Source organism: Bradyrhizobium australiense (assembly GCF_013114825.1).
Lineage (GTDB): Bacteria > Pseudomonadota > Alphaproteobacteria > Rhizobiales > Xanthobacteraceae > Bradyrhizobium > Bradyrhizobium australiense.
In genome coordinates, this window is record NZ_JAAVLX010000008.1 from 247902 (window position 1) to 263085 (window position 15184).

General features: G+C 63.3%; 15 protein-coding genes. 4 read left to right on the forward strand and 11 right to left on the reverse strand.

Annotated features, from left to right (window positions below; genetic code table 11):
* Positions 1 to 158 precede the first annotated feature (158 nt).
* Together clpS and HCN58_RS25290 are read right to left on the reverse strand one after the other, a co-directional pair.
* Positions 159 to 491 carry an ATP-dependent Clp protease adapter ClpS gene (clpS, locus tag HCN58_RS25280; RefSeq protein WP_028345585.1) on the reverse strand — a complete coding sequence of 111 codons (333 nt, stop codon included), beginning with the start codon at positions 489 to 491 and terminating at the stop codon, positions 159 to 161.
* A gap of 1154 nt (positions 492 to 1645) precedes the next feature.
* On the reverse strand, positions 1646 to 1984 hold the full coding sequence (locus HCN58_RS25290; protein WP_171582091.1) for a phasin family protein: 339 nt from the start codon (positions 1982 to 1984) through the stop codon (positions 1646 to 1648).
* A 398-nt stretch (positions 1985 to 2382) separates the two neighbouring features.
* Here HCN58_RS25290 and HCN58_RS25295 point away from each other — a divergent pair, with 398 nt between their 5' ends.
* Positions 2383 to 4239, forward strand: coding sequence for a serine hydrolase (locus tag HCN58_RS25295; protein WP_171582092.1), 1857 nt, complete (start codon positions 2383 to 2385; stop codon positions 4237 to 4239).
* A gap of 259 nt (positions 4240 to 4498) precedes the next feature.
* Here HCN58_RS25295 and HCN58_RS25300 read toward each other — a convergent pair whose 3' ends face one another.
* From HCN58_RS25300 to HCN58_RS25315, 4 genes are all read right to left on the reverse strand, one after another.
* Positions 4499 to 5221, reverse strand: coding sequence for a DnaJ domain-containing protein (locus HCN58_RS25300; RefSeq protein WP_171582093.1), 723 nt, complete (start codon positions 5219 to 5221; stop codon positions 4499 to 4501).
* A gap of 67 nt (positions 5222 to 5288) precedes the next feature.
* Positions 5289 to 6053: a vWA domain-containing protein gene (locus HCN58_RS25305; protein ID WP_171582094.1), complete on the reverse strand. Its 765-nt coding sequence runs from the start codon at positions 6051 to 6053 to the stop codon at positions 5289 to 5291.
* Between the two features lie 97 nt (positions 6054 to 6150).
* Positions 6151 to 7050, reverse strand: coding sequence for an alpha/beta fold hydrolase (locus tag HCN58_RS25310; RefSeq protein ID WP_171582095.1), 900 nt, complete (start codon positions 7048 to 7050; stop codon positions 6151 to 6153).
* A 319-nt stretch (positions 7051 to 7369) separates the two neighbouring features.
* Positions 7370 to 8155, reverse strand: coding sequence for a helix-turn-helix transcriptional regulator (locus HCN58_RS25315; RefSeq protein ID WP_171582096.1), 786 nt, complete (start codon positions 8153 to 8155; stop codon positions 7370 to 7372).
* A 109-nt stretch (positions 8156 to 8264) separates the two neighbouring features.
* Here HCN58_RS25315 and HCN58_RS25320 point away from each other — a divergent pair, with 109 nt between their 5' ends.
* Positions 8265 to 9347 carry a zinc-binding dehydrogenase gene (locus HCN58_RS25320; RefSeq protein WP_171582097.1) on the forward strand — a complete coding sequence of 361 codons (1083 nt, stop codon included), beginning with the start codon at positions 8265 to 8267 and terminating at the stop codon, positions 9345 to 9347.
* Between the two features lie 43 nt (positions 9348 to 9390).
* Here the strand turns inward: HCN58_RS25320 and HCN58_RS25325 are convergent, their stop codons facing one another.
* Positions 9391 to 10326, reverse strand: coding sequence for a division plane positioning ATPase MipZ (locus HCN58_RS25325; protein ID WP_171582098.1), 936 nt, complete (start codon positions 10324 to 10326; stop codon positions 9391 to 9393).
* A gap of 338 nt (positions 10327 to 10664) precedes the next feature.
* On the opposite strand from HCN58_RS25325, the gene panC reads away from it, so the two are divergent.
* Complete coding sequence (panC, locus tag HCN58_RS25330) at positions 10665 to 11516, forward strand: pantoate--beta-alanine ligase (protein ID WP_171582099.1); 852 nt, start codon at positions 10665 to 10667, stop codon at positions 11514 to 11516.
* Positions 11517 to 11535: 19 nt separating this feature from the next.
* Here the strand turns inward: panC and HCN58_RS25335 are convergent, their stop codons facing one another.
* The 4 genes from HCN58_RS25335 to HCN58_RS25350 all read right to left on the reverse strand — a co-directional run bounded on the left by HCN58_RS25335 (position 11536) and on the right by HCN58_RS25350 (position 14289).
* Positions 11536 to 11976, reverse strand: a complete 441-nt coding sequence (locus HCN58_RS25335) for a DUF1489 family protein (RefSeq protein ID WP_171582100.1) — start codon at positions 11974 to 11976, stop codon at positions 11536 to 11538.
* Between the two features lie 40 nt (positions 11977 to 12016).
* Positions 12017 to 12991, reverse strand: coding sequence for a hypothetical protein (locus HCN58_RS25340; RefSeq protein WP_171582101.1), 975 nt, complete (start codon positions 12989 to 12991; stop codon positions 12017 to 12019).
* Positions 12992 to 13142: 151 nt separating this feature from the next.
* Positions 13143 to 13346, reverse strand: a complete 204-nt coding sequence (locus HCN58_RS25345) for a hypothetical protein (protein WP_108517906.1) — start codon at positions 13344 to 13346, stop codon at positions 13143 to 13145.
* Between the two features lie 286 nt (positions 13347 to 13632).
* Entirely contained in the window at positions 13633 to 14289 is a 657-nt protein-coding gene (locus tag HCN58_RS25350; protein ID WP_171582102.1) for a glutathione S-transferase family protein, read from the reverse strand.
* Positions 14290 to 14390: 101 nt separating this feature from the next.
* Between HCN58_RS25350 and HCN58_RS25355 the strand changes: the two genes are divergently transcribed.
* The gene (locus tag HCN58_RS25355; RefSeq protein WP_171582103.1) at positions 14391 to 15068 is read left to right on the forward strand and encodes a DUF599 domain-containing protein; all 678 of its coding nucleotides are present in this window, start codon (positions 14391 to 14393) and stop codon (positions 15066 to 15068) included.
* Positions 15069 to 15184 lie beyond the last annotated feature (116 nt).

Consider the following 15184-nt stretch of genomic DNA (forward strand, 5'->3'; position numbering starts at 1 on the left):
CCGGTTCCGCAAACGTGGTTTTCCTCTAAATTCGCGGCACCACGGCTGCGGCACGCAGCCTCTCTCCCGAAAAACTATCGGGAATACGATCGGCTTCCGTCAACACCGATCAATGCAACCCGTTCCTTATCTCCGGCCGGGCCGAAAGCCGTGCGCGGCTATTTCTTTTCCATCACACATTGCAGTGGATGCTGGTGCTTGCGCGCAAAATCCATCACCTGCGTGACCTTGGTCTCGGCAATCTCGTAGGTGAACACGCCGCACTCACCGATCCCGTGGTGATGGACGTGGAGCATGATCTTGGTGGCCGCTTCGGCGTCCTTCTGAAAGAATTTCTCCAGCACGTGAACGACGAACTCCATCGGCGTGTAGTCGTCGTTCAGAATGAGAACGCGATAGAGGTTCGGACGCTTGGTCTTCGGCTTGACCTTGGTGATGACCGAGGTCGACGGCCCGCCGGTTCCGGCGTTGCGGTTCTCGTCATTGCTCATTCGGGGAGCAGAAGCGGATGACTTTGCCGGCACGGACGAAGCTTTGAAGGTTAACTGCAACATGGCTCGGGCGTTCGAATTCCAAAAGGGGTGACCGGACACCGCATCCTGGCCCACTTGCGATCGGCTCTGGCGTGAGCCACCGCCAAGTACCCAGCAATGCTTTTTTTCCAGATCGCCGCTCCCGGTCCGACCCGTTGGCCGGATCGGCACCTGGAATATGGGTCCGCCGTCGGACCGCTGCAAGCGCATTGATGCTGCCTTGGGGCGACCCGCGACCGGCCCGATTCCCGGCTCGGCTATCCAGACCAAGGTTAATCGTTTCTGCCGGATTTGACAAAGGATCGCGACTGCCATTTAGCCGCCGTTGAGCATACCGGGGTCTTTTGGCGATCGGTCTGGCGGTGTACGGGCTTTGACCCGTTTTTTAGCGGAACCGGCTTACCGCCTGTTTAGCGGCCCGGGCGGAATGCCCGTACAAATCACATTTGCGGTGAGGCCAGGCTCGATACGGTCGTATCGCATTCGCACGGCTGCCAGCCGGTTCGCCGGCGCCAATGAGGGACAACATCGGGATCCTGTTTGGGATCGCGGTACTCCCAATCATCGCTTTCGTCGGCGCGACGGTTGATCACACCCGCGCCCACAGCGCCCGCTCCTCTGCAGGCCGGGATCGATGAAGGACGATGGCAAGATGGCGAAGATGCAGGAGGCCGCCACGAGCCCTGGTCACTCAGTCAGGCAAGCTCGAAAAGAATCCCGGCGACATCTACATCTCCATGGTTCCCTTCGCCAAGGACGTCAACCTCGGCACCAGCTATGTCAACGAGAGCTGGATTGACTGGTCGTTGTGGGGACACTCAGAGTGCTACCAAGATCCTGTGCGCAAACGCCGAGGCGGACCGTACAACATCACGATCTACACCGTCCAAGTCGATACGGCGGGGATGGTAGTCTGGCGTGCTCAACGGATGCGCCAGCGGTGCGGACAAATTCTACCACATCACCGACCCCAAACAGACCTTATCGGTGTTCAATTCGATCGGGCAGTCGCTGGCAAGCTGCGCGTTGCGAAGTAAGCGCCTCGATCGAGGCGGCAAGAAAAAGCCCGGCCGTTACGGCCGGGCTTTTGTTTTCGAAATATGGAGTCGGAATTAGTGCGCGGCCGGGGTGAACTTCGCCACCAGGCCTTCGTACGGCTTGAAGGTCTGCTTGGCGAGATCGGTGTAGAGGCCGGCGATCTTCTGGGTTTCAGCGACGAAAGCCTCGTAGGAAGAGCGCGCGAATTCGGTCTGCGCCTCGAGCGCCTTGTCCAGCGACTTCACGCCGGAGAGCTTCTCAACAAACGACTTGGTGTCTTCGAACGACTTCTTGGCATAATCGCCGTAGGCGGTGGCGATCGCCTGAACGCCGCTCTGCAGGTTGGTTGCGGAAGCGGCAACCGATTCGAGATGCTCTTTGCCGTAGTTCTGAATGTCTTCAATCTTGACCATCAATGGAGTCCTTTCCCAGACTGAGCGTTCCAATTGCCGGGAGGTCCCGGCTCCCTGACCCGCCTCTTATATGTGCACCGCACAATGAAAGTCAACAAATTTTGTGCGACGCACAAATACGGCCAATTAACGAAAAATCCCGGGGTCTTGGGCAACGGTTAATTAATCTTTTGGAAACTCGCTCCGCCTAACCTGATTCCTGGACTTGTTCGTCTTCCGACAGGCAGCCTGAAAGCTGTTTGTGAACAGCATCTTGGCTAGAGCAGCGACCTGATCGGCCACTCCAGCCGTGCGCCATGGCCGGACCGGCACTTCGAACGGGGAACCATCAGCGGTTGGTGGGCACAATTTCGCCTCACGAGCCGGTGATCAAGACAGAAATTGGGACGGGGAAGTAAATGCTTCGTACAACCTTGGCTTCCTCGCGCGCGTTGCGAGTGTGCGCCCTCGGGCTCATTACCTTCACCACGGCGATATTGATCTCGAGCGAGAGCGCCGAAGCGCGCCGCTACCGGCATCGCCACCCCGTCCGTCACCACGTCGCGCGCGAAAGCTACAGCCCGCAATTCTCCTCCATCATCGTCGACGGCAATTCAGGCGCGGTGCTCGCCTCCAACAATCCCGACGGCATCCGGCGCCCGGCTTCGCTGACCAAGATCATGACGCTCTATCTGCTGTTCGAGCGCCTCGACGCCGGCAAGATGAAGCTGGACACCGAGATGCAAGTCTCCGAGTACGCGTCCGAGCAGGCGCCGACCAAGCTCGGGCTGCGCCCGGGCCAGACGCTCAAAGTCGAGGACGCCATCAAGGGCCTGGTCACGCGTTCCGCCAACGATGCCGCGGTCGTGATCGCCGAAGCCATTGCCGGCGATGAGGCCGAATTCGCCAGGCTGATGACGCGCAAGGCGCGCGCGCTCGGCATGAGCAAGACTACCTATCGCAACGCGTCCGGCCTGCCCAACGACGAGCAACTGACCACCGCGCGCGATCAGGCTACTCTCGGCCGCGCCATTCAGGATCGCTTCCCGCGCTACTATCGCTACTTCGCGACCTCGGTGTTCAATTATCGCGGCCAGTCGATCCGCAATCACAATCGCCTGCTCGGCAATGTCGAGGGCGTCGATGGCATCAAGACCGGCTATACCCGAGCGTCCGGTTTCAACCTCGTAAGCTCGATGCGCCGCGGCAACCGCCACCTGATCGGCGTGGTGCTGGGCGGCCGCAGCGGCGGCTCGCGCGACGCTATCATGCGCAACCTGCTGGCCGAAAACCTCGAGAAGGGCGCGACCAAGCGTACCGTCGCCGCGATCAGCGAGCGCAATCCCGCCGACGGCAACGTCGATGTGGCCGAAGCCGAAACCACCGCGCGTCCGGCCGAAACGGCTCCGTCCGGCGGCGCCTTCGCTGCCGCCGCCGAACCGGGGCTCGCCGCCATGCCGGCAACCCGCTCGATCGCGCCTGCCAAGCCGTCGCTGATGGCGGCGGCCGCCGCTGCCCTTCCCCCGCCGGCCGCCAAGGTCGAACAGAACAAGTTTGAGCAGCAAGCCAAGCCCGAACCCGCACCTTTGACCAGCGGCGTCATCCAGACCCAGCCGATCTCAGTGATCCCGGGCTCGGCTGAGCCGATGAAGCCGGTCAAGGTCAAGACGGTGCAGGTCAAGGCCGGACCGATGAAGCTGGCGTCCGCCGGCCCCTCGCAGCCGGCAGCTCCGCCGATTACCAACGCCATCCCTGCCCGCCCTGAAATCGCCGAGACCTCCAGCGCCGTCGTCGCAAAGGCCGCGGAGAGCAAGGCCGAAGCCGCCAGGGTCGCGATGCCGCCGCAGCCCGCCAATCACGGTACCGGAAACGGCGTGCTCGGCGTGTTGCCCGCTTCCAGCCTGACACAGGCCCCTTCGCAAGCCGTGCACTCGCAGGCGCTGGCCTATGCCGATCCGGCGTCCCACACCCAGCCGCCGGTCGCGCAGCAGAACAGCGCGACCAAGCCGGCCGCGCCGGCGGTTGTTCGCACCGGCTGGATCGTCCAGGTCGGCGCACTCGAAAGCGAAAGTGAAGCCAAGCAGCGGATCGATCTCGCCCGCACCAAGGCCAGCGCCTTGCTCAGCAAGGCCGATCCCTTCACTGAGCCCGTGGTTGCCAAGGACAGCCGCACGCTCTACCGGGCCCGCTTCGCCGGTCTCGATCGCGATCAGGCCGAAGCGGTATGCAAGACCCTCAAGCGCGCCGACATTTCCTGCATGACCGTTCGGAACTGATCCGGTCGTTTCATTGAATTTGGCAAAGCCGGCGCCGCAAGCGCCGGCTTTGTTGTTTTCCAAACACAGTCACGACGGCTCTCGCGAGATGACGCCAAAAGCGGCCAGCGAAAACTTCTCGTCAAGAATTTGCGGTTAGGTTTCCGGCAATGAACGATCGACCATGCCGGACAACGGCGGGCGATGTGGGGCGTCAGTCAGAGAACGGCATAGAATCAACTCGCGGTTTGTAGCGTCGGTGGCGTGAGCCCGGAGTTAGCTAGAGATGCGTCCGAAGAAGAGTATCCTTGGCCTCGTTTACGCGGGCAGCGAGGTACGTCGAGCCCCCCTGATCGGGATGCAGTTTCTTCATCAGGGCGCGGTGCGCCCGGGTGATGTCGTCACGCCCCGCCCCCGGCTGCAAGCCAAGGATCTGATAGGCTTCCTCGTCCGTCATTTTTCCGCTCGCCGCCGTGCGGCGCTGCCCCCCTGCCGCGTCGCCTTGCGCGTTCTGACGCCAAGCGGGAAACCGGCGGTCAAGATAGCTTTCAAGTAACGCGACGCTCTCGGCGTCAAAGGTCGGTATCATCGCGCTCAATTGCGGCAGGTCGAACTCGCCGAGCGAACGCCCGGCATTCGGCCCGTCCACGATCCGTCCGGACAGTTCGCCGCTGTCGTGATCGAGACTCATATCGAGAAACTGCGAGCGGACGCGCGAGGCCTGCCCCGACGAACGTTGCGCGCCGCCGAAGATCCCGCCGATATTGCTGAAGCCGCCCGGACCGAACGGCGACCAGCCGAGCAGGCCGGCGCCGAAGATGCCGAGCGGAATTGCAACCGCAAGCTCGCCGCGCAGTCCAGTGAAGGCTGCAACCGCCAGCGCCACCACGCCGCCCACGATCTTGATCGCGCGCGCGAGCACGACCGGGTTGGCTGCGCGAAACATCTGCAGCAGCAAGTACAGAACGACAACGGCGACGACGCCGGCAATCAGGGTTGGCATGGCGCTAATATAGCGGCACCGGCGCCGAAAAGCATGACGCTCGGCCCGACGGCAACCAAAGTCGTAATCACTTCATCTGGCCGATCAGTGCGGCCGCGCCGCTTGTGGTTTTCGACAGCCGCAGCAGCGCTTCGCGTCCGCCGGCGGCGTAGGCTGCAGCGGCGCGCAGTAGCTCGCGCAACTGCGCCGCGGCGCCGGGATCGAACCTGCACCAAGCGCCGCCGGTGAGCCGCGCAATCTCCCGGAACGCCTGCTCGGCCGTCGCATCTTGCCCTTCCTGGAACATGAACAAGGGCACCTTCAGCAGGCCGAGCTCGCCGGCTTTGGCACAGAGATCGTCGACGGACTCCTCCATGGCGTCGCCGACGAACACCACGGCACGCACCCCGGATGCCACCGCCTCGCGGCGCGCCTCCGACAGCACTTTGCCGATCTGGGTATTGCCGCCCTGGCAATCGATCTTGCCCATCAGCCGCGCGAGTTGCGCGGAATCGGAGATCCAGCCCGTGGCCCGGCATTCGTTGAAGCCTCGGTAATAGACCAGCCTGATATCGAGGCTGCCGAGAGAGGCCGCCTCGCGAAACATGTCCGCCTGCAGCGCGCAGGCCATATCCCAGGTCGGCTGCCGGCTCATGGTGGCGTCGAGCGCGAACACCAGTCTTCCCTTGGCGCCCGCAGCGTGAGGCGACATCGCGCGCGCTTTCGCCACGAAGGCAGCGATGTCCTCCGACGCCGACCGCCTTGTTTCAGGCAACGGGCCGCCTTCACGGGCCTCGGCTCTTGCCGAAGCAACATCGCCTGCCGATTTGGGTTTGGTGGGTTCGCCGGCCATGAGCGCTCGCGGATAAGCAGCAAGCTCTATGTGGGACGCCGCCGAGCGCCGGTCAATGCGCCGGATCTTAGCGCAGCAGCCGCGAGCGCGCGACCGCCTAGTTCGTGACCGACTTGTTGGCCTGCGCCGGGTTGCTGGCCAAGGGGACGGACAGCGGCACAGGTCCAGGGCTACTGGAAAGGACGTCAGGCACCTTCGTGGGAACAGGCTTCAGCGCGCCGCTCTTGTCGGACTCGTCAAGGAACTTGTCGAGCATGGACTGGATCGAGGATTTGGCTGCGTCAGGCCCCGTGTCGCGCATGTCGTTATGCTGGAAGCCGGTGTTCACGACCGTAATGCCGGCCTGCTCGCACTGCTCGTCGTCGGGCACGACGCCGGGATCCGGCTTGAAATGGGTATCCTTGGAGCGGAATGACAGGATCTTGAACTTGCCCTCCGTCAGGAACGGCACGCGCAGATTGTCCAGTGTCACGACCTTCTTGATCTCGTCGGGATACTGCTTGGCGAAATACATCGATATGTCGCCGCCCATCGAATGGCCGACCATGGTCACCTTTTCATAATCGGCGTTGGGCTGGATCTTCTTCATTTCGTGGATGGCGAAATGGATGTTGGCAACGCCACGCTGAATCTGCGGCAGGCGGCCGGCATAGGGTTCACCGACCTTGGTCACCATCGGCGGATCGGTCGGCAGATCGTGCTGCGGGCTGATCGCAAGATAGCCGCGCCAGGCGAACACGTTCGACAGGAACGAATACTCGGTGTTCTTGACGGTATTGCCGTGATTGAGGATCGCAACCGGCAGCTTGATCAAGCCCACGTTGGCCTGCGTTTCCTTGTCGCGGCGAACGGCGATGCTGACTGCCACCAGACGATTGTCGCGGTCGGGATCATGGAACGCGATGGTCTCGTGCCGGATCGCCCACTTGCTCGCGGTGAAATACGCGAGAGTGATCAGCACGGAGAGTGAAAGCAGAACGAGAATTCCACGTTTCATATTCGTCCTCGCGCCCCGCTAGGGGCCCAACCCTGTTTGAGACTCTTTCGGTCCCTTGTTGATGATATATGTCACGATGGCGTGACATAAAGGCCAAATGTTGTGTATTGATCGCCTGATCATTGTGCGATGCACCCATCCATTGTGCAGCCGCTCAGTTCCCACAAATTCGGCCCCTTTTTGCCTATGACGTCTCCTTTCAAGCTTCGGTTCGAGCATTCGATAAAAGTCTAATGAAAACGGCGTACTGCACGGCCGGTTCCCGGGAACCTGCGAAGATCCACGGGGCCGAAAATACCAACCACGGGTCCGAAGGGTCTTAAACTGTCGTGTAGATAACGAGCTTCAAGGCCGGGTCGTCATTGGCCTGGAAACTCGCATACTCCAGTTTGAGCCGACCCTTTTTGGGATGGATCAAGGATTTCCGTCCTGCCGCGACGCCGCTGACGTCATGGGCCTCCCACCATCCTGTAAACTCAGGACAGCCTTCGCGCAGGCGCGCCAGCAGGTCGTGAAAGGCTGGATCGCCGGCCCACAGGTCATGCGTCGCCCTGAACTGGGCAACCATGCGCCGGGCCTCATCCGCCCATGACGCACCGAACAGCCGCCTCGTCGCGGGATTGGTCAGCACCGAGAGCAGGCTGTTGCGATCGGCATCCGCGAGCCGACTAAACGCGAAGATTTCGTCGGCGGCCGCGTTCCAGGCGAGAATGTCCCAGCGCCGGCCGGTGACATAGGCCGGCAGGTTGAGCTGCTCGACCGCGCGGCGGACCGCGGGCGGAACGGTCTCGCGGACAAAGGCGCGCCGGTCGGAGTTTTCAGTCAGCTCCCTCAGATGCCGGTGTTCGGCCCTGGTCAGCCGCAGCGCGCGCGCCAGCGCATCGATCGTTGCTGCCGAGGGCCTGACGGATCGTCCCTGCTCGAGACGGATGTACCAGTCGACGCCGATACCTGCGAGGTCGGCCACTTCCTCCCGCCGCAGGCCGGGCGTGCGCCGCCTCCGTCCGGCCGGCAGGCCGACGGCCTTCGGCGCCAGCTTCTGCCGACGCGAGCGCAGGAAATCGCCTAGTTCATTTTGCCTTGAATTCGTGCCTGGTTCCGACATGTGCGCCGCGCCGGCTGGAAGGAGGCCTTGCAGTCCTAGGATAATACCAGGTCTTGTTGGGGCAATGAAGCCTGCGAGAATGCGGTTTCATCGAAACGAGGAGGCTCCCATGAAGGCTGCCGTCTTGCATGCGTTCGGATCGCCGCTCGCGATCGAAACCCTTCCCGACCCGCTGCTTGGCACCGGCGAGGTTATTGTCGACGTTATGGCGAGCCGCGTGCTGGCCTACGCGAACGAAGTCCTCAGCGGTCAGCGAAAATACCTGCTGGAAGTCCCCGTGGTGCCCGGCCCCGGCGCAATCGGCCGCATCCGTGCCACCGGCCCCGACGCGACCCGCCTTCGCCCTGGTGACTGGGTCTATTGCGATCCGACCGTGCGCTCGCGCGACAATACGCTATCGCCCGACATCGCCCTGCAGGGCCTCACCGCCGGCAGCGAGGGCGGGCTGCATCTGCAGCGTTATTTCCATGACGGAGCCTGGGCCGAACAAATGCGCGTGCCGACGGAAAACGCGGTTCCGATCGGCGACATCGACGAGAAGGACGCAGGCCGCTGGTGTGCGCTCGGCACCCTGCTCGTACCCTTTGGCGGCTTCCTTGCCGCTCAACTTCAAGCCGGAGAGATCGCGCTGGTCAATGGCGGCACCGGCAGCTTCGGCAGCACCGCCGTCGCCGTGGCATTGGGGATGGGCGCGCAGTGCGTGGTCGCGACCGGACGGAACGAGCAGGCGCTGGCTGAGCTGACGCGGCGGTTCGGCCCACGCGTCCAAACCGTGGCGATGCGCGGCCACGAGGCCGACGATCGCACCCGCATCCTACAGGCGGCGCCTGGCCCGATCGACTGCGTGCTCGACATTCTTCCGCCGGCAGCGAGCGCCGTTCAGGTCCGTACCGCGATCATGGCGGTTCGGCCTTACGGGCGGGTGGTGCTGATGGGCGGGGTCGGCATGCCCGGCGGCGCTGGCCTCGACCTGCCCTACCCCTGGATGATGCGAAACTGCATCACCGTGCGCGGTCAGTGGATGTACCCGCCGCATGCGGCCACCCTGATGGCCGGGCTGATCCGCTCAGGCCTCGTAAACCTCGATCACTTCGAGATCGCTGCGTTCGATCTGGACCGCGCCAACGAGGCGGTCACGCATGCCGCCGCCCACAGCGGTCCGTTCAGGATGACGATCATCCAGCCGCGATAGGCCGGCAAGTCGGCTGCGGATAGAGGCCGGCCACGGATGGCGGTCAGGCGCTGAGGATGTCGCCAATGATGTCGTGGACTTCGAGCGGCTTGTCGACCTGGGTGAACCATTCGGCGCGGTTGGCGGCGCGGCGGCGGCCGCGCTCGTCGAGCGGTAGCTTGAGCTGGCGCAACAGACTGGTCACTTCTTCCCGTGCCGTGACGTGGCCCATGCTGGGCCGCATGCCGAGGGTAGCCTCGTCGATGTCGTCCAGTGCCGTCAGGCCGCGGGGGAAGAATTCGCGATAGACCACCCGCTCGGCAAACCCGTCGATGGAACGGAATCCGAGCCGCAGCGAAAGATCCTTCAGGCTGTCGGCGACGAGCTGCTTGTTGCGCGAGCCGATCATCGACAGGCGGTTGCGCACCACGATCCAGTCGGTGGTGGCGCCGTCGAGCTGGCGGCGCTTGCGCCTGGTGTCGCGCACCATCTCCGCATAGTGGCTCTCGCCGGTCACGGAATAGGTCGCGGGATCGACGGTGCCGAGCACGTCGAAATCGAGGAAACTGTCGTTGATCGGGGTCACCAGCGTATCGGCCATCGAATGCGCCAGCCGCATCAGATAGGAGTCCGAACCGGGCGTATCGATGACTATGAAATCGAAGGCGCGCTCCACCGTGCCGACTGCTTCGGCGAACTGCTGGAACTCGGAATTTTCATTGTCGGCGATCTGCATCGTCTCGCCGAGCTTGACGCAATAGTGCACGGGGATTTCGAGATCGAGACCGGTGCGGTGCGCCCACGCGCTCCGGTTGGCAATGTAGCGGGTGAAACTCTGCTGGCGGCAGTCGAGATCGATAGTGGCGACGCGCTGTCCGGCCTTCATCAGGGCAACAGCAATGTGCAGGGCGGTGGTGGATTTTCCGGAACCGCCCTTCTCGTTGCCGAGCACGACGACATGCGCCGAACCGAATTGACCCTGACTCGCCTGAAGCAACATGATTCAACCCCCGCACGATATCTTCAAATCACGCGCGGCTGCGGTCAAGTGAAATGCGTGACGATGCATTCAATTCGCTCGCGGCGTGTCTTAATCATGAATCCCGATGGTGCGGATTTCGTTCCGTTGCAGCGATCAGCCCGCAGCCTTTTTCGACCAACGGACTTTTCAACGAACAAGCGCGCACATCTAGCTTTCACGTTGAGCTGCCGCAGGCTTGCCATTCCCGCGTAACCTTGGCGGCAAAGCTCTGGCCTTATAAGGTCGGCGCACCCGCCGAACGTATCGGGGCCACGGCCCCGTCACTCCGTCAGATGCTGCCAGCAGATCGAGGCAAGATGTCGCGAAGTCCCATGGTCGTCCGTACCGTTCCCGCATTGCGCCGCGCCGTCGAGGCTTTGCGCGCCCGCAAGGCCGCCGTCGCGCTGGTGCCGACCATGGGTGCGCTTCATGAGGGACATGTGTCGCTGGTCCGGCTCGCCAAGCGTCGCGCACAGAAAGTCGTCGTCTCGATCTTCGTCAACCCGACGCAGTTCGCGCCGACCGAGGATTTCGGTTCATACCCGCGCACCTGGAAAGCCGACCTCGCCAAACTCACCGCCGAGAAGGTCGACTTGGTCTGGAATCCGGACGTCAAGGCAATGTACCCGGACGGCTTCGCGACTAGGATCGTGCCCGAAGGTCCGGCCACGGCGGGGCTGGAGGATCGTTTCCGGCCGCATTTCTTCGGCGGCGTCGCCACCGTGGTCGGCAAGCTGTTCACGCAGGTCCGGCCGGACGTCGCGATCTTCGGTGAGAAGGACTTTCAGCAATTGCGGGTGGTGACGCAGATGGCCGCCGATCTCGACCTCGGCGTCAAGGTGATTGGCTCGCGCACCGTGCGGGAACGCGACGGGCTGGCGATGTCCTCGCGCAACGCCTACCTCTCGGTCGAGGAACGGCAGACGGCGCCGGCGCTCTATCGCGCCATGAAGGAGAGCGCAAAGCGGCTGAAGGCCGGCGAGGATTTCGAGGCCGCAATGGAGGCCGGTCGCGAACTGATCACCGCCGCCGGCTTCGCGCTGGATTATTTCGAGGCCCGTCACGCCGGGACGCTGGCGCCGATCGCCTCGATCAAGGAAGGTCCGGTGCGGATCCTCGTCGCCGCGAAGCTCGGCACGACCCGCCTGATCGATAACATCGGCGTCTAGGACGAAGCCCAAGCCCCGGTCAGAGCAGCCCCAGATCGCGTAATTCGCGCCGCATCGGTTCCGGCATCGCGGCGACGCTGGCGGCAGAGGCTTTGGTGAGGTCCGGGGGTGCTGCGTCCTCGGTCAAATAGCGCCAGCCCTGGAACGGCCGCATCGGCCGCGGCGAGACCGCAAACACCTTGGGCTGCATCACCAGGCGGCACCGCCCGATACCGTCCTTGTCGCGGAACGGCTCGATCGCGATGATCTTTTCGCGGGCGGCGATTTCACCTTTGATGACCCAGTAGAGCGAGCCGCCGGCGAGGATCTCGCCGTCGCGCTTCGGCGTCATCCGCGTGATGTGGATGTGACGAAGCGGCAGGCCCTTTTTCTTGGCGGTTGCCATGCGTTCGGCAACCCACTCTTTGAGTTCTTTGACCGACTCGCAGCCAACGGCGAGCTTGATGAGATGAAGCGGCATGATCCCGCCGATGTAGCGGCCCAAGCGCGCTTTGAAAAGATCACTCGTTCTCGGAGGTCGCAGGCGCCGACGGCGCAAGCTGGACAGGTGCCGCAGACGGCCGCTTCGGCGCCGGTGGCGGCTTCTTGGCGACGCCAAGTGCGGGCGAAGGCGCCGGCGGTGTCGCCGCGGCCGATCGCGGCGCGGCTGGCGATGCCGGCGCAGCGGCGGCGGGAGCTTGCGGCTTCGGCGCGGCCCCGAGCGGCGGCTCGGGCGTCATGATGTTGACCGGCGGGGTCGACGCCGAGGTCGGGAATTCTGCGTTGGTGGGCTTGCCCGAGGGCAGCGACGGCGGCAGCGCCGCCACCAGGCCCGTCGCGGCCTGCGCCGGTGCGTTCCATGACGCCGCGTAGCGCATGACCAGGCTTTCGTAGACGCGGTCTTCCATGTTGGCCGCGACCTGGCGCGTGTCGGTCAGCGAGCGGAACGCGCGGCAAGCCGCTGGCGTACAACGGTCACGCACCGTCAGCACATAGGCCATCAACCCGTAACGATCGCGCTCGACGGCGCGACGCAGCGCCAGCAAGTCGGAGCCTGCACCCTTGTTCGCGATGGCGACATCGCCCAGGGAGGTCAACAGCGTGATCTGCGAGGCGGCGTAGGCGACCGCTGCCGCCACCGACTCGGCCGAACCGAACAGCGCCTTCTCGCACGCGGCCAGGACGGCATCACCGGCGAGCTCGTCGATACAGGAAAGCTGCGGCAATGCGGCGGTGGCCGTCGGAACCGGACGAGAAGCCTCCGTAGACTGAACCGCGTTCGCCGTGCCGAAACCGCGGAAGGTCACGGCTCCCGCGACGCCGATCGCAAGCAGCGTGATGAGCGCCAGCACGCCGTTAGCCAAGGATCTCTCCGAGCGCAGCAGCGTGATCAGAACGACGATTCCGACAAAGCCGGCCGTGGCCAGCATCAGGTACAGTGGAAGGTTCGGCGAGCGCCAGATCTGATCCAGCGAAGCAGCCCAGTCCCAGTTCATGCGCAGTGTCCCTCAACGCAGCATCAAACGCGATCGAAACACAAATGCGTCTTTGTCGCATTCGCTTTTCGGCAGAATGGTTCTGCGAACGGGGCCTTTTGACGGCGCTTTGAATGGAACTCCGTCAGCCGGCTACTTGCGCACAACTGTTTCAGGAAATCGCGAGCTGGCTTTCCTTGGCGACCCGTTCGAAAGCTTCGGTCGAGCTTTTGATGCGATACTGACAGTCGTCGCCGTCGGTCGGCAGCAGCCGGATCACCTCGTAGGTGCCGCTGGCGGCCGGACGGGCCACGTTGCTGGCAGTAAAATAGACAGTCTCTCCAACGGAGTACTTATGCTTCAACGCCCTCTCCATTACGCAAGAACGCCGGCCGCGCTCACGGTCCCGCTAGCTTTCGGCCGACTTGAGAACCCTGTGGCAACCTAGCACACCCGATGCCCCAAAAGCCAGCGGCATCGAGACATGGCAAATACGCAAATTCTGCATGTTTTTCAGGGCGATAAGTGGCAATCCCAGGGTTCCCTCGGGGAATCCTCATTCCGGCCGTCGGGGCCGGCTTCCCAATATCGGACAGCTAGGGAAGATTGATCGAGCGCCGCGGGCCCGCGGTCAGGTCTCATCGCCCCGCCTCGCGCCCTCGTCAGACCGTCTCGAACCGTTCAATGACGAGCGTTTCGGCAAGGCCGGCACGGGTCCACTCCTGGAATGCCGGCAACGACATCATCGCATCGAAATAATGCCGCGCCTCACCTTTCACCTCGATCGCATAGGTGCGAAAACGATGCACCACCGGCGCAAACATGGCGTCCGCGCCGCTGAACGCGCCGAACAGGAACGGCCCGTCCTGGCCGTAGTTGCGATGGCAATCGGACCATATCTCCTGAATGCGCGCCACGTTGGCGCGCGCATCGTCCGACAGATCGACCGCGCCGACCGGACGGTGCAGGTTCATGCCGCATTCATTGCGCAGCGGCATGAAGCCCGAATGCATTTCCGCCGAAATCGAACGCGCATGGGCCCGGCGGGCGCGGTCCTCCGGCCATAGCCTCACTTGCGGGTATTTCTCGGCGAGATACTCGATGATCGCAAGCGAATCCCACACCGTGACGCCACCGTCGATCAGCGCCGGCACCTTGCCCGAATCCGAAAAGCTCAGGATCCGGTCCTTGTCCGCTTTGTCGTTGGTGTAGAGCGGGATGAACACTTCCTCAAAGGGTATTTCATTGGCGCGCAGCGCCAGCCATGGCCGCATCGACCATGACGAATAGTTCTTGTTGCCGATGACCAGTTTCAACATTTGCGGGGGAAATCCTGTTGGGACCGGCATCTTGCCATAGTGCACCGCACACGTCCAACCTGTAGATCAGAAGCCGCAAGCCACATCGGGGATGCCGCCACATGGGCGCCTATTGGGTCGATATCGCCGCCGTCGCGTTCTTCGTCGTCGAATGGCTGGCCTATGGCTTCACGCTCGAGCACACGGCTTACGGCCGTGACAGCCTGTCGGCGCGCATGAATGCCTATCGCGAGGTCTGGGTGCGCAACATGCTCGATCGCGAGGCGCGCATGGTCGACATGCAGATCATGGCCTCGCTGCAAAACGGCACCGCCTTCTTCGCCTCCACCAGCCTGATCGCGATCGGCGGCGCGCTGGCGCTGCTGCGCGCAACCAATGATGCGCTGGCCGTGCTTCGTGAACTGCCGGTCGACCTCACCCCCTCGCCTGCCCTATGGGAAGTCAAATGCGTCGGGCTGATCCTGATCTTCATCTACGCCTTCTTCAAGTTCGCCTGGTCGTATCGCCTGTTCAACTATGTCGCGATCCTGCTCGGCGCGATGCCGCCCTCGTCGCAGCGCGACACGGCGGAAGCAGAAGCCCATGTGATGCGCACGACGCGCTTGTTCGAGGCGGCGGGGCGGCATTTCAACCGCGGCCAGCGCGCATTCTTCTTCGCGCTCGGCTATCTCGGATGGTTCGTCAGCCCCTGGGTATTGCTGATCACGACCGCGCTCGTCGTCGTCGTAACTTGGCGGCGGCAGTTTGCGTCGAACGCCTGGCGGGCGATGGGAGGCTAGGAGCGGTTTCAAAATTCAGATGGTGGACCCGGCAAGCAAGAAAGCAGCACCAAGCGCGAGCAGCGCAAGGCCGGGCCAATTCGATTTGAAGCCAAAGCCGCCAGCTGGTCTTTCTG

What these genes read in the sequence shown, in the direction of transcription:
- panC (WP_171582099.1), top strand. Translation starts at nt 10,665, where the DNA reads ATGTCGCGAAGTCCCATGGTCGTCCGTACCGTTCCCGCATTGCGCCGC.
- HCN58_RS25295 (WP_171582092.1), top strand. Translation starts at nt 2,383, where the DNA reads ATGCTTCGTACAACCTTGGCTTCCTCGCGCGCGTTGCGAGTGTGCGCC.
- HCN58_RS25300 (WP_171582093.1), bottom strand. Translation starts at nt 5,221, where the DNA reads ATGCCAACCCTGATTGCCGGCGTCGTCGCCGTTGTCGTTCTGTACTTG.
- HCN58_RS25290 (WP_171582091.1), bottom strand. Translation starts at nt 1,984, where the DNA reads ATGGTCAAGATTGAAGACATTCAGAACTACGGCAAAGAGCATCTCGAA.
- HCN58_RS25345 (WP_108517906.1), bottom strand. Translation starts at nt 13,346, where the DNA reads ATGGAGAGGGCGTTGAAGCATAAGTACTCCGTTGGAGAGACTGTCTAT.
- HCN58_RS25315 (WP_171582096.1), bottom strand. Translation starts at nt 8,155, where the DNA reads ATGTCGGAACCAGGCACGAATTCAAGGCAAAATGAACTAGGCGATTTC.
- HCN58_RS25355 (WP_171582103.1), top strand. Translation starts at nt 14,391, where the DNA reads ATGGGCGCCTATTGGGTCGATATCGCCGCCGTCGCGTTCTTCGTCGTC.
- HCN58_RS25350 (WP_171582102.1), bottom strand. Translation starts at nt 14,289, where the DNA reads ATGTTGAAACTGGTCATCGGCAACAAGAACTATTCGTCATGGTCGATG.
- HCN58_RS25340 (WP_171582101.1), bottom strand. Translation starts at nt 12,991, where the DNA reads ATGAACTGGGACTGGGCTGCTTCGCTGGATCAGATCTGGCGCTCGCCG.
- clpS (WP_028345585.1), bottom strand. Translation starts at nt 491, where the DNA reads ATGAGCAATGACGAGAACCGCAACGCCGGAACCGGCGGGCCGTCGACC.
- HCN58_RS25310 (WP_171582095.1), bottom strand. Translation starts at nt 7,050, where the DNA reads ATGAAACGTGGAATTCTCGTTCTGCTTTCACTCTCCGTGCTGATCACT.
- HCN58_RS25305 (WP_171582094.1), bottom strand. Translation starts at nt 6,053, where the DNA reads ATGGCCGGCGAACCCACCAAACCCAAATCGGCAGGCGATGTTGCTTCG.
- HCN58_RS25325 (WP_171582098.1), bottom strand. Translation starts at nt 10,326, where the DNA reads ATGTTGCTTCAGGCGAGTCAGGGTCAATTCGGTTCGGCGCATGTCGTC.
- HCN58_RS25320 (WP_171582097.1), top strand. Translation starts at nt 8,265, where the DNA reads ATGAAGGCTGCCGTCTTGCATGCGTTCGGATCGCCGCTCGCGATCGAA.
- HCN58_RS25335 (WP_171582100.1), bottom strand. Translation starts at nt 11,976, where the DNA reads ATGCCGCTTCATCTCATCAAGCTCGCCGTTGGCTGCGAGTCGGTCAAA.